Origin of the sequence: Desmospora profundinema, from assembly GCF_031454155.1 — a bacterium.
Classification (GTDB): Bacteria; Bacillota; Bacilli; order Thermoactinomycetales; family DSM-45169; genus Desmospora; species Desmospora profundinema.
Map to the genome: position 1 here is coordinate 282,837 of NZ_JAVDQG010000003.1, position 13,352 is coordinate 296,188.

The 13,352-nt window shown below is 52.4% G+C and carries 10 protein-coding genes; 9 read left to right on the forward strand and 1 reads right to left on the reverse strand.

Annotation, left to right across the window (positions count from 1 at the left end):
* Positions 1-22: 22 nt before the first annotated feature.
* A complete protein-coding gene (locus JOE21_RS07725) occupies positions 23-1,150 on the reverse strand; it encodes a KamA family radical SAM protein (protein WP_309864498.1) in 1,128 nt (375 codons plus the stop codon).
* Positions 1,151-1,351: 201 nt separating this feature from the next.
* Between JOE21_RS07725 and JOE21_RS07730 the strand changes: the two genes are divergently transcribed.
* The 9 genes from JOE21_RS07730 to uvrB all read left to right on the forward strand — a co-directional run bounded on the left by JOE21_RS07730 (position 1,352) and on the right by uvrB (position 13,351).
* On the forward strand, positions 1,352-2,614 hold the full coding sequence (locus JOE21_RS07730) for an argininosuccinate synthase (protein ID WP_309864500.1): 1,263 nt from the start codon (positions 1,352-1,354) through the stop codon (positions 2,612-2,614).
* Positions 2,565-3,962, forward strand: coding sequence for an argininosuccinate lyase (gene argH / locus JOE21_RS07735; protein WP_309864502.1), 1,398 nt, complete (start codon positions 2,565-2,567; stop codon positions 3,960-3,962). Before JOE21_RS07730 ends, argH begins: the two co-directional genes overlap by 50 nt.
* Before the next feature lie 259 nt (positions 3,963-4,221).
* Positions 4,222-4,908 carry a cell division ATP-binding protein FtsE gene (ftsE, locus tag JOE21_RS07740; protein ID WP_309864505.1) on the forward strand — a complete coding sequence of 229 codons (687 nt, stop codon included), beginning with the start codon at positions 4,222-4,224 and terminating at the stop codon, positions 4,906-4,908.
* On the forward strand, positions 4,898-5,791 hold the full coding sequence (ftsX, locus tag JOE21_RS07745; protein WP_309864508.1) for a permease-like cell division protein FtsX: 894 nt from the start codon (positions 4,898-4,900) through the stop codon (positions 5,789-5,791). Before ftsE ends, ftsX begins: the two co-directional genes overlap by 11 nt.
* A 36-nt stretch (positions 5,792-5,827) precedes the next feature.
* Positions 5,828-6,958, forward strand: a complete 1,131-nt coding sequence (locus JOE21_RS07750; RefSeq protein WP_309864511.1) for a murein hydrolase activator EnvC family protein — start codon at positions 5,828-5,830, stop codon at positions 6,956-6,958.
* A 37-nt stretch (positions 6,959-6,995) separates the two neighbouring features.
* Entirely contained in the window at positions 6,996-8,066 is a 1,071-nt protein-coding gene (locus JOE21_RS07755; protein ID WP_309864513.1) for a murein hydrolase activator EnvC family protein, read from the forward strand.
* Positions 8,067-8,401: 335 nt separating this feature from the next.
* The gene (locus tag JOE21_RS07760; protein WP_309864986.1) at positions 8,402-9,835 is read left to right on the forward strand and encodes a S41 family peptidase; all 1,434 of its coding nucleotides are present in this window, start codon (positions 8,402-8,404) and stop codon (positions 9,833-9,835) included.
* 134 nt (positions 9,836-9,969) lie between these two features.
* Positions 9,970-11,154, forward strand: a complete 1,185-nt coding sequence (locus JOE21_RS07765) for a PDZ domain-containing protein (RefSeq protein ID WP_309864516.1) — start codon at positions 9,970-9,972, stop codon at positions 11,152-11,154.
* A gap of 211 nt (positions 11,155-11,365) precedes the next feature.
* Positions 11,366-13,351: an excinuclease ABC subunit UvrB gene (gene uvrB, locus JOE21_RS07770; protein ID WP_309864519.1), complete on the forward strand. Its 1,986-nt coding sequence runs from the start codon at positions 11,366-11,368 to the stop codon at positions 13,349-13,351.
* Position 13,352 lies beyond the last annotated feature (1 nt).

A 13,352-nucleotide genomic window follows, 5' to 3' on the forward strand; every position in this document is an offset into this window, starting at 1 on the left:
TGTTTTCGGTCCGATTTTCGGACTAAACCGTCACTTCTTCTTTCTGCTGCTTCTGCAATATCGCATCCGCACCCGGAAGGTCATCGAACCAGGCTGCTTCCGGGGGACAGTCCAACACCATAAATCGGCCGTACCAATCAGGATGGCGGGCTTGGTGGTACTTTAAGTAGATCTTGCCGTTTTCCACTGCCAGGATTTCAATTTTGCCGGAGGCGTGACTCATGGCGTAGCGGACGCGTTTGCCGAGGCCCGATGTACGGGCTTTGGCGGCTTCAATAGCATGGTATGCCTCTTCGAAGGTAAGTACGAAGCTGGCATTGCCGGCTACCGGGCGGTTTTGGAAAAAATAGTAGGGAGTGACTCCGGACCAGGAGAGCTTGTCCAACAATTCACCCAATACTTCGGGATCATCATTGATTCCTTTCAACACGGGTGTTTGATTGACCACAATCACACCGGCCCGCTGCAGGGCGTCGATGGCCCGATAGGCATGGTCGGTCAACTCCCGTGGATGGTTGAAGTGGGCCATGACATGGATACGGGCATCGGGGCGGGAGTACTCAGACAATACATGCAGGAGTTCTTCGTCCTCATAGATCCGCATCGGGTTAAAGGCGGGAAGTTTGGTTCCGAAGCGAATGATCTTTACATGGGGGACTTCCCGCAGCATCTTTAAGATGTTGCGGATTTTGTTGGTGGCCAGGATGAGGGAGTCGCCGCCAGTGAGAAGGACGTTGTTGATTTCTGGATGTTGGGAGATGTACTCCACACCGGGTCCCACTTCCATCGAGGTTTCCTTCACATCGTTGCGGAAGAGTCGTTTACGGAAACAGAAGCGGCAATAAGCCCCGCACACTTCCGATACCATCAGGAGAGCAGTGGTTCCATATTTGTGCTGGACGTTGGGGGCGGCATAATTGAGATGTTCATCGGAAGCGTCCCATCGGCCGTATTCATCCAGTTCTGCATCATTGGGGATAATCAACTGATAAATGGGGTCATCCTCTGGATGGTCCCAATCGATCAAGGAGAGATAGTAGTCGTTGACCCGAAAGACGAACTTGTCCGTGATTTGGGTCATTTTTTCTCGTTGCTCCGGCGGAATCGCCTCGATCTTACGGATGTCGGTCAAATAACGCGGTTTCGGCATCCAATCCCTCCATTTCATATTGCTTTCCTTACCCCCCTTCGCGAACCGGGGGCCTTTTTCCTTTGAATTCTTTCCTTCGAATGGAGATCGGAATGAAAGGGAACTTACAGCAACCCTTTTTTCCACTTCAGGGGTAGATTTTTTATACAGCCGTATGTATAATGATACGAAACGATGAATTTTTATAAAGGAGCGGTCAACATGGGTAAGGGGAAAGTGGTGCTGGCTTATTCCGGTGGTTTGGACACCTCCGTGGCCATCCAGTGGCTGAAGGAAACCTACGGCTACGAGGTGGTGGCGGTGGCCCTGGATGTGGGCGAAGGAAAAGACCTCGACTTCGTCAAGCAGAAAGCGCTGGATGTGGGAGCGGTGAAGTCCCTGGTGGTGGATACCCGCGCCTGGTTTGCGGAACACTTTCTGCTGCCGGCACTGAAAGCCAATGCGATGTATGAGGGGAAATATCCGCTGGTGTCGGCGTTATCCCGTCCCCTGATCTCCCAGGTGCTCGTCAAGGTGGCGGAGGAAGAAGGGGCGGTGGCAGTCGCCCACGGATGTACAGGTAAAGGAAATGATCAAGTCCGTTTTGAACTGGCGGTAAAAGCGCTCAACCCGGACCTCTCGGTCGTGGCTCCGGTGAGAGAGTGGGCGATGTCCCGGGATGAGGAGATCGCGTATGCCCAGAACCATGGGATTCCGGTTCCGGTGGACTTGGATAATCCATACAGCATTGACCAAAACCTGTGGGGGCGGAGCTGTGAGTGCGGGGTTTTGGAAGATCCTTGGGCACAGCCGCCGTCTGGGGCGTATGAATGGACCCAGCCTGTCAATGAGACGCCGGATGAACCGCAGGATGTACAGATTACGTTTGAAAAAGGGGTTCCGGTGGCATTGGATGGGGAGCGGCTTCCTTTTCACATCCTGTTGTCCCATCTGAACCAGGTGGCGGGCCTGCACGGCGTGGGCCGGATCGACCACGTGGAGAACCGGTTGGTGGGGATTAAATCACGGGAAGTGTATGAGTGCCCAGCGGCTGTCACCCTGATTGCGGCACACCGGGAGCTGGAGTATTTGACACACACCCGGGAGGTGACCCGGTTCAAGCCGCAAGTGGAGAAACAGTGGGCGGAGCTGGTCTATGACGGGCTGTGGTTTTCTCCTTTGAAACAGGCCTTGGATGCTTTTGTCGACCAGACACAGGAAACGGTAACCGGTACGGTACGGGTTCGTCTTCATAAAGGGCAGGCGACGGTAACAGGACGCCAGTCGGCCCATTCCCTTTACAGTGAAGAGCTGGCTACTTACTCTCAGGATGATACGTTTGACCATCAAGCGGCTGTCGGTTTTATCCGGTTGTGGGGATTGCCGACGGAAGTAGAAGGCAAGGTCAATCCGAAAAAGGAGGATTCCGATTTCGATGAAACTTTGGGGCGGGCGCTTCACCAAGCCAACCAACCAACTGGTTGAAGAATACACAGCCTCGATCGGCTTTGACCAACTCCTGGTGGAAGAAGATATCCGAGGCAGCCTCGCCCATGTGAAAATGTTGGGGGCAAGCGGGATCCTTTCGCCGGACGAAATGGAAATCATATCCAATGGACTGACAACGATCCGGGACCGGGTTCGGGCCGGGGAGGTGGAGTTTTCCGTCTCTCTGGAAGATATCCATATGAATATTGAACAGCTGTTGATCGAAGAGGTGGGCCCTGTGGGTGGAAAGCTGCACACGGGGAGGAGCCGTAATGATCAAGTGGCACTGGATATGCATCTGTATGTCCGTGCCCGTACCTTGGAAATGATCCAGGGTCTGTTAGCGGTTCAAAAAGCACTCGTGATGCAGGCCGAAGCCCATGTGGATACGTTGTTGCCCGGATATACACATCTACAGCGGGCTCAACCGGTTCGGCTGGCACACCACCTGTTGGCTTATGCGGAGATGTTTGGGCGTGATGTGGAACGGTTTATGGACAGCTACAAGCGGGTAAACATGATGCCGCTCGGTGCGGGGGCGATCGCCGGCACTCCCTTTCCGATCGATCGGGAACAGGTGGCGGCGGAACTGGAATTTGACCGATTGTACGAAAACAGCATGGACGCGGTGAGCGATCGGGATTATCTGGTGGAGTTTTTGGCCAACGCTTCGCTGGTGATGGTTCACCTGTCACGGCTGTCGGAAGAACTGATCCTCTGGTCCAGTGAAGAGTTCGGCTATGTGGAGCTGGATGACGCCTTTTGTACCGGAAGCAGCATGATGCCGCAGAAAAAAAATCCCGATGTTCCAGAGCTGATTCGGGGTAAGACAGGGCGGGTGATGGGGCATTGGGTAGCGTTGCTGACGACGCTGAAGGCGCTGCCGCTCACCTACAACAAAGACATGCAGGAGGACAAGGAAGGGGTGTTTGATACGGTAGCCACCCTGTCCGGTGCCTTGGCGTTGACCGCGCCCATGTTAGAAGGGATGAACGTGAAAACGGATCGGATGCGGCAACACGCGGAAGAAGGGTTTGCCGCTGCCACTGATGTGGCGGATTATTTGGCAGCCAAGGGCGTTCCCTTCCGCGAGGCTCATGCGGTCGTGGGCCGTCTCGTTCTTCATTGCATTCAGGAGGGAGAAACCCTTTCCGGCCTTTCACTGGATGCCTATCGGAAATTTCACCCGGCGTTTGAGGCGGATATCCATCAACGCATCCATGTGGAGGCAGTGGCTGACGCCCGGGATGTACGGGGTGGGACCGCCCGGAATCGGGTTTTGTCAGCACTAAAACAAAAAAAGGAACAGTTGGATGAAACCTTGGCATGGTTGGACACCGTTTAATAATTCGGGTCCGATGTCGATCGGTTGATTCACTGTTAACATCGGAACCCTGCCCGTCAAGAGGACTGGCAGGGTTTGATCTGTCTAATCTATGACATTTACCCGCGCCTCCTCTGGGAAAATACCAGAAGCGTGATATAATAGATTGTGATTTACACTTATGTATACCTTATTTTTCCTTCCATCTGTTCCGGGTCGACAGTGTTTTGACAGTTATAATCATAAGGGTGGCTACCCAATTGCATATGAGGGTGATAGCGTGATTGAAATGCATGATGTGTACAAAGTTTACGGCAACGGGGTTAAAGCCCTGAACGGGATCAATGTCAAAATCGACCAGGGTGAATTTGTCTATGTAGTGGGGCCCAGCGGTGCCGGGAAAAGTACCTTTATCAAATTGATGTATCGGGAAGAAAAGCCGACCCACGGTGTGATCTTGATCAATGGTGTCAACATCAAGCGGGTTCGGGATTGGAAAATTCCGTATCTTCGTCGCAACATTGGCGTTGTATTTCAGGATTATAAATTGCTGCCCAATATGACCGCTTATGAAAATGTCGCATTTGCGATGGAAGCGGTGGAAGCCCCCCGTCGCAAAATCCGGCGCCGGGTGCAGGAAATGCTGGAGTTGGTGGGGCTGTATGACCGCATGAACGCCCTGCCTTCCCAGTTGTCCGGGGGGGAGCAGCAGCGTGTTTCCATCGCCCGGGCAATGGTGAACAACCCCAACTTCATCATTGCTGATGAGCCCACCGGGAACTTGGATCCGGAAAACTCCTGGGACATCATGTACTTGCTGGAGGAGATCAACACCCGCGGAACCACCGTGGTGATGGCGACTCACAACAAAGAGATTGTAAACACCATGCGCAAGCGCGTGATTGCAGTGGAACAAGGGATTATTGTCCGCGACGAGCAGCAGGGGGAATACGGTTATGAAGATTGACACGATGTTTCGACACATTCGTGAAGCGTTTAAAAGCATTATTCGCAACGGATGGATGACATTTGCAGCTGTCAGCGCTAGCGGAGTGACCTTGCTTATTTTCGGATTTTTCCTCGTGTTCGCATTCAACATCAGTTTTATGGCGGGTGAACTGGACAAGCAGGTGTCTGTTCGTGCTTCGCTCAGCGCAACAGCCTCCGCCGACAATATCGATCAGTTGAAAGAGCAGATCCAAAAAGATCCCATGGTCGCGGATGTGGAGTTCGTCTCAAAAGAAGATGGACTCAAAATGATGAAAGAGCAATGGGGGGATGACAGCGAGTATTTGGACGGTTTGGAAAAAGACAACCCGTTGCCGGATACGCTGGTAATCAAAGCAGTCGATCCCCAGAAAACACCGGAGTTGAAGGAGAAAATAAAAAAATTCAATTTTGTAGATGATGCAGATGCTGGGGAAGGTGTTACCGACCGATTGCTCGATCTGTCCTCTTTGGTCCGCAATGTGGTGCTGTTGTTTGGTTTGGGCCTCGCCGTTTTGGCCGCCTTTTTGATCTCCAATACGATTAAACTCACTATTTTTGCACGCCGTCGGGAAATTGAAGTTATGCGCTTGGTAGGTGCCAGCAACTGGTTTATTCGATGGCCCTTCTTCTTTGAAGGCGGATTAATTGGAATCCTAGGCTCTATCATTCCAGTGGCGGTTGTGTTGGCTGTTTACAGCGGGATCATCCGGGTTTTGGATGCAGATAGCGCCTATGGTTTCTTCAAATTACTCCCGATGTCGTCCATTTCCATGTGGGTCGCAGGCGTGACCATCCTGCTCGGTGTGATTATCGGGGTATGGGGAAGTATGATTTCCATCCGCCGGTTCTTAAAGGTTTAAATTCCCAATGGTACAACTCTGACAGGAGGAGATGGCGTGAAACGAAAGTGGCTTGCGGGGCTTACGGCGCTGACGTTGACGGTGACCCTCCTGGCGCCCGGTCCGGTGTCGGCTGACGAGATCGACGAGAAAAAAGATGCCATCAAAGAGCGGGACAAGGAGATTCAACGGATTGAAAAAGAGAGAAACGAGACGGAGAAGGATCTTCAATCCACATTTGCGGAACTGAATGACCGGAAAAAGGAACTTAACCAACTGAACCATGAGGTTTACCAAACCGAACAAGCGCTCAAAAAGAGCGAGAAAAAGTTGGAGGAGAAAGAAAAACAGCTGGAAGAGCAGCAGAGGCTGTTTAAAGAACGGGTTCGGTCGATCTATCAACAGGGAGAGATGTTCTATTTTCAGACGTTGGTGGATGCCGGTTCCATCGATGAATTCCTTTCCCGCCTCGAATTCGTCAGACAGGTGGCCAAGCGGGATCAAACGCTGATTGCAGGATATGAACGAGACCGCAAGGAGTTGGCGGAAGAAAGAGAAAATATGGAAGAGCTTTTGGCCAAGCGAAAAGAGAAGAGTGAGCAGGCGCAAAAGCTGCATGACGATTTGACAGCGGAGTACAAAAAATACGAAAAAGACCTCTCCAAGCTCTCCAAAGAACAGGAAAACCTGGAAGAGGTAAACGAGGAAGAGAGAAAGAAAGTCCGGGACCTCGTTCGAAAACGGCAACAGGAGCGGCAACGGACCGACCCCTCTTCCGGCAAATACGAGGGTGGTAAGTTCCTATGGCCGGTAAAAGGAGCACCGTTGACTTCGCCCTACGGTATGCGTTACCATCCCGTACGCAAGGAGAACCGCATGCATACCGGCATTGATCTGGGGGCTCCTCTGGGAACACCCATCCTTGCTGCGGCTTCCGGCAAAGTGATCGATTCCCGACCGGCATCCGGCTATGGATACATCATTATCATCGATCATGGTGGAGGACTGTCTACCCTGTACGCTCATATGTATGCCCAAGGGGCAAAAGTGAGCGCGGGGCAGGAAGTGTCCAAAGGGCAAGTGATCGCCGAGGTGGGGAACAATGGCTGGTCGACCGGACCGCATTTGCACTTTGAGGTACTGAAAAATGGAAACCATACCGATCCGATGCCGTATTTCAAACAGTAGTGGATTTGGTTGTTGTCGTGGATGAGGAGTGGAGCGGATGAAGTGGCGAATGCTTGTCGGAACCATGGTTCTCTGTCTGAGCATGGGTCTCTTCCCTTTTGGGAAGGCTCAGGCAGAGAATGATGCGGAAAAAGCCAGGGATGAGTTAGAGGAGATTCGTGGGGAAAAGGACGATTTGAAAGGCGAATTGAAGGAGATTGCCGAGAAGCTGGATCAATACGAGCAAAAAATGGACGAGCTGGCGAACGAAATTGACGAAGCCAATCAGGAGATTGAAAAAACGGAGGATCGCCTGATTGTGATCCAGGAAAAATTGGACGAAAAAGATGCCAGTTTCCGTGATCGCGTCCGGAGTTTGTATCAGCAGGGGGAGATGGGTCATATGACCTCTCTCTTTGAATCTCGCTCATTGGGAGAATTCCTGGCCCGTTTCGAGACGTTGCGCCTGTTGGTCAAGCAAGATCGACACCTGGTGGACGAAGTGGCCAATCAGAAAAAAGCGGAATTGAAACATAAACGGGCATTGGCCCAGTTGGAACGGGAGAAAAAGAAAAAAGTGGAAGAGGCGGAAGAAGCCTTTGAAGAGATGATGGCGCTTCGCCAAAAAAACCGGACCCAACTGGCCCAGATCGAAGAGAAAGAGCAGATTAAGGAATCCGAAGTGCGACAGATCAACTTGTTGGCCGCCAAAAACGGGGATTTCAAATACGAGGGTGGTCCTCTCAGTTGGCCGGGGGACAATCGCGAGATCACGTCTTCTTTCGGGTATCGGACACATCCGGTAACCAAGGTGTATAAACTCCATACCGGCATGGATATTCGCGCCAAGATGGGTGATCCCATCTATGCTGCCGCCGATGGTGTGGTAATGGAGAGTAAACCGGCTGCGGGATACGGTTGGATTATCCTTTTGGATCATGGTAGCGGTTTGACGACCCTTTATGCCCATATGTACCCCAACCAGGTGATGGTAAACAAGGGGGACTGGGTGGAACGAGGAGAGACGATCGCCCGTGTGGGCAGCTACGGTTTTTCCACTGGGCCCCACAATCACTTTGAAGTCCGTGAAAATGGTGAGCTGAAAAATCCGATTAACTACCTGAAATGATGGATGCCCATCCCGGGTGGCCTTTCACAGGCATCCCGGGTTTCTTTGTCCAAAGCGGATGGAGCTAGTGTCCGTTCTACCCCTATCGATCGTGTTTACGTGGAGGCCAAGAAAAACAGGTCGAAGTTACCTGAAGGGGTGGTACCCCTTCTTGTACGGAACGGGGAAATTTGCTAGAGTGTAGCTGATAATAACTTTCGAATGCCTGTCATATACTTGGATAAATCCCGAGGGTTTTCCATTGTCACAGGGGGCGTCAACCGGTCCAGCACATCGGGGTCTCCCTTTTTTGGTGGACCGCTCGAGAGAGGGCAAAGGGTGGTGTTTGGATGTATATGCGTGGACGTACCGTGGCCCTGTTACTGGTGTGTGCCGTCCTCTTCAGCAGTCTGGCGACGGCGACGGTGTTGGGTGGCGGTGGTTTGCTTTCGCAAGTGACAGGCTCTCCAGCCGGTCAAGACACCCAAGGGTTGGATCGGCATATCGACAAGCTGAGAGAAGCCTATGGATTGATTCAATCCCAATACATCGGCGAAGTAAAGGAGCAGCAACTGATCGACGGAGCCATCCGCGGGATGGTGGATTCGTTGGACGATCCTTATTCCGCTTATATGGATAAAAACATGGCGAAGCAGTTCCATTCATCCCTGGAATCCTCCTTTCAGGGGATAGGGGCTGAAGTAACCATGAAGAACGGTCGGGTAACCATTGTTTCTCCGTTTAAGGATTCACCAGCCGAAAAAGCGGGTCTGAGACCGGAAGATCAGATCCACAAGGTGAATGGCGAAAGCTTGGAAGGTCTGGATCTGAACGAAGCCGTGGAAAAAATCAAGGGTCCCAAAGGATCCAAGGCCAAGTTGGAAGTAGTGCGACCGGGTCAGAGCGAAATCCTGAAGATTACGGTGGTCCGAGATGAAATCCCCATCGAGACAGTCCGGTCGGATTGGATGGACGGGGGGATCGGTCGCATCGACATCTCTCAGTTTTCCGAAGATACCTCCAAGGAATTCACCAAGCAACTGAAGGAATTGGAGGAGAAGGGGATGAAAGGGCTGGTGATCGATGTCCGGGGCAATCCAGGCGGTCTTCTGCCGGCAGTTCTGGAGATCGGGGAACAATTGGTGCCGGACGAAAAAGTGATCATGATGACGGAAGATAAATCCGGAAACCGGGTGAAGTATCAGTCTAAATTAAAGGGAAAGAAAGAATATCCCATTGTGGTTTTGACAGACAAGGGTTCCGCCAGCGCTTCTGAAATTCTGGCGGGTGCCTTGCAGGAAGCCGGTGGGTATAAAGTGGTGGGTCAAACCACTTTCGGCAAGGGAACCGTCCAGACAGCCAAGGATTTTGATGACGGCAGCAACATCAAACTGACCATGGCCAAGTGGCTCACTCCCGACGGCAATTGGATCAACAAAGAAGGGGTTCAGCCTGATGTGGAAGTGGAAATGCCGGAATACTATCAAGCGACGCCTCCCCAGCCGGATAAGCCATTGAAGCGGGACATGTCCGATTCGCAAGTGCGCAACCTGCAACTGGTGTTAGAGAGCCTGGGCTTTCGCCCCGACCGTACGGATGGTTACTTCAGCGAACAGACGGAAACGGCGGTGAAGGCATTCCAGAAGACGGAAAACCTCGATGTCACCGGGGAAGTGGATGAAAAAACGGCGCTGCAATTGCAGGAAGCGTTTATTGAAATGATGAGAGAGCCGGATAACGACCTGCAATTGCGGGTCGGGATCGAAACACTGAAAAAAGAGATAAAGTAACATGACGGGCCCGGGTCCTTCGGGCTCTTTTTTCGTTTCTTACTTCCGGGAGGAAAGCGCCTTTATGATGTGGAACTTCTTGGAGAGTATATTCGGCAGATTTCGAGAGGGTTTATAGAGAAGGGGGGATATCGATGGAAATAACACCTGCCTTCTGGGGGGAATGGATGGACACCTGGACGCAGATGTTGGTTCACCCCTTGTGGTTGGCGGCCATCTTGTTGGCCGCTTGGCAATTTGCTTGGAAAAGCTTGCAAGAGGAGCAGCGATACGGAGGAAAACTAAACCCGCCTACCCCGCTTTTTTTGCAGAGTCTGGCATGGGGAATTGCGGCGGGATGGTTGTTAACTCCTTTGTTGTTGACGTTGCCGTTGTCGATCCAATGGAACGAATTATTTTGGGTGTGGGGAGTCGCCTTGTTTTTATGTTGCATTCGGCTGCGGTTCGCCTGTTTTGCTTACAGTGCCGGTTTGTTATCATTGGTCAGCCTCACCTGGCAATCGATGGGTGAACCGGTTCCTGCCGGGGCGGGCGGCGTCGTGTGGAACGCGTTGTATCATTTCTCCGTTTCCGATTGGATGGCGGTAGTGGTCGCGCTTCATTTGGCGGAATGGTGGTTGGTGCGGGTGGATGGCCAACAGGGCGGTACGCCGGTTACAGCGAAGGATCCCCACAACGAGATTTTGGGTGGTTACCGTCTCCAGAAAGTATGGCCGCTACCTTTGTTTATTCCTTCCCCTGTCGGTGTGATCCCCTTGCCTGTTCTGACAGGGTTTGCCCGTATCAATCTATCGCGACCGCCAGAGCAGCAAAAACGCCGATCCTCGTCCCTGATCCTGTTATTTGCTTTGATTCTGCTGTCTTTGGTGGTTACCGCTCGGTGGTGGGAGCCGCTTTTGTGGTTGACCGCCGCTTTCTCCGTCATCGGTCATGAAGCTCTCTACTTGCTGGGACGACATCGGGAGAAAAAGCGGTTTCCCCTTTACGGGGCGGTTCCCGATGGGGTCAAGATCTGGGTGGTGCTGCCCGGTACCCCGGCGGATTCCATGGGATTAAAACCTGGTGACGTTTTGCTCCGGGTTAATGGCCAACCAACTCGCAGCGGTCCGGAACTGAAGGCGGCCATTCGCCGATCTGCCGCTTTCGCAAAATTGGAATTGAAGGATGAACAAGGAGAGGCCAAATTGGCCCAATGCCCGGTATATGAGGGAGATCCACCGCTCTTGGGAATCGTTCCTGCGCCGGAATCCGACTTTGCGGCACAAAAGGCGGCGAAAAAGGAAAATCCTGCGATGCCGTCGGTAGATCCGACCTTGTGACAGGAGAATCATTTTGTTAAAAAAAGGAATCTCTCGGAAAGTGGTACGGAGAGGAAGATCGGTGGTCAGACTCGACTGTTTAATCAATAGAACGCCCCTCTGGGGCGTTTTTTATATAAAAGGATAAACGGGATGACTTTCAGAACGAATGTTCCTATTATGGTGCCCGTTTGTGGTATAATGGGATAGATGACAGATCGAGGTGATGGACATGATATCAAAGACTTTTCGCATGGTGTCGGAATACGAGCCGAGTGGCGATCAGCCCGGTGCGATTGAAGCATTGACCACCGGAGTCCTGTCGGGCAAAAAGCACCAGACTCTCCTGGGGGCGACGGGAACGGGGAAAACCTTCACCATCGCACATACCATCGCCCGGGTGGAGAAGCCGACGCTGGTGATCGCACCCAACAAAACTTTGGCTGCCCAATTGTGTGGGGAACTAAAAGAATTATTTCCGGAAAATGCGGTTGAGTATTTCGTCAGTTACTACGATTATTACCAGCCTGAGGCGTACGTGCCGCAGACCGATACCTATATTGAAAAAGACTCGTCGATCAACGATGAAATCGATAAGCTCCGCCACTCCGCCACCAGTGCGCTGTTTGAACGGAATGACGTGATTATCGTCGCCAGTGTTTCCTGTATTTACGGCTTGGGTTCCCCGGAAGAGTACCGGGAGCAGGTCGTGCCTCTGCGTGTTGGGATGGAACGGGACCGGAACGCCGTGTTGCGCGATTTGGTGGATATCCAGTATGAGCGCAACGATATGAACTTTGTTCGAGGAACGTTTCGGGTCCGGGGGGACGTCATCGAAATTTTCCCGGTTTCCCGAGGTGAACAAGCGGTTCGGGTGGAGTTTTTCGGGGATGAGATTGAACGGATCCGGGAGATTGATGTACTGACCGGTGAGGTCGTCGGAGACCGAGAGCATATTGCCATTTTTCCGGCTTCTCATTATGTGACGCGGGAAGCGGTAATGCAGCGGGCGTTAAAACAGATTGAGGCAGAACTGGAAGAGAAGCTGAAAATGTTCCAGGATGCTGGCAAACTCTTGGAAGCACAGCGTCTGGAACAGCGGACCCGCTACGACATGGAGATGATGCGGGAGGTGGGTTTTTGTTCTGGGATTGAGAACTATTCCCGCCACTTGGTTGGAAAAAAGGCGGGAGAGGCTCCCTATACCCTGCTGGACTACTTCCCTGACGATTTTTTGATCATCATTGATGAGTCCCATGTAACCGTGCCGCAGATTGGGGCGATGTACAAGGGAGACCGCTCCCGTAAGGAAATGCTGGTGGATCACGGGTTCCGTCTTCCCTCCGCACTGGACAACCGCCCCTTGCGTTTCGAGGAATTCGAGGAGCGGGTAAACCAGGCTATTTTCGTATCTGCTACTCCCGGCCCCTATGAGTTGGAACACGCACCGGATGTGGTGGAACAAATCATCCGGCCCACCGGATTGGTAGATCCCCGTATTCATGTTCGGCCCATTCAAGGGCAAATTGATGATCTCATCGGCGAAATCCATCAACGGCTGCAGCGGGATGAGCGGGTTTTGATCACCACCTTAACCAAAAAGATGGCTGAGGACCTGACCGATTACCTCAAAGAAGCCGGCATTAAGGTGCAATATCTGCATTCGGACATTAAAACGATCCAGCGGATGCAAATTTTGCGGGAGCTTCGTCTGGGTGAATTTGACGTTTTGGTAGGAATCAACTTGTTGCGGGAGGGATTGGACTTGCCCGAAGTTTCCCTGGTGGCCATTTTGGATGCCGACAAAGAAGGGTTTTTACGGGCGGAGCGATCCCTCATTCAGACTATCGGCCGGGCGGCCCGTAATGCCAACGGCGAGGTAATCATGTATGCCGACAGGATGACCGACTCTATGAAGCGGGCGATCGAGGAGACGGAACGCCGCCGCGCTATTCAAATCGCCCACAACCGAAAGCACGGAATTGAGCCCGCCACGATTAAAAAAGCGGTGCGGGATGTGATCGAGGCCACCAAGGTGGCGGAAGAGCCGGAAACGTATCAGGCGGCACCGGACATGGCAAAAATGGGGAAGAAAGAACGAACAAAGATGATTCAACGCCTGGAAAAAGAGATGAAACAAGCGGCCAAGGACTTGCAGTTCGAGCAAGCGGCGAAACTTCGGGACCTGATCATCGAGTTGAAAGCGGAGGGAGCGTAAA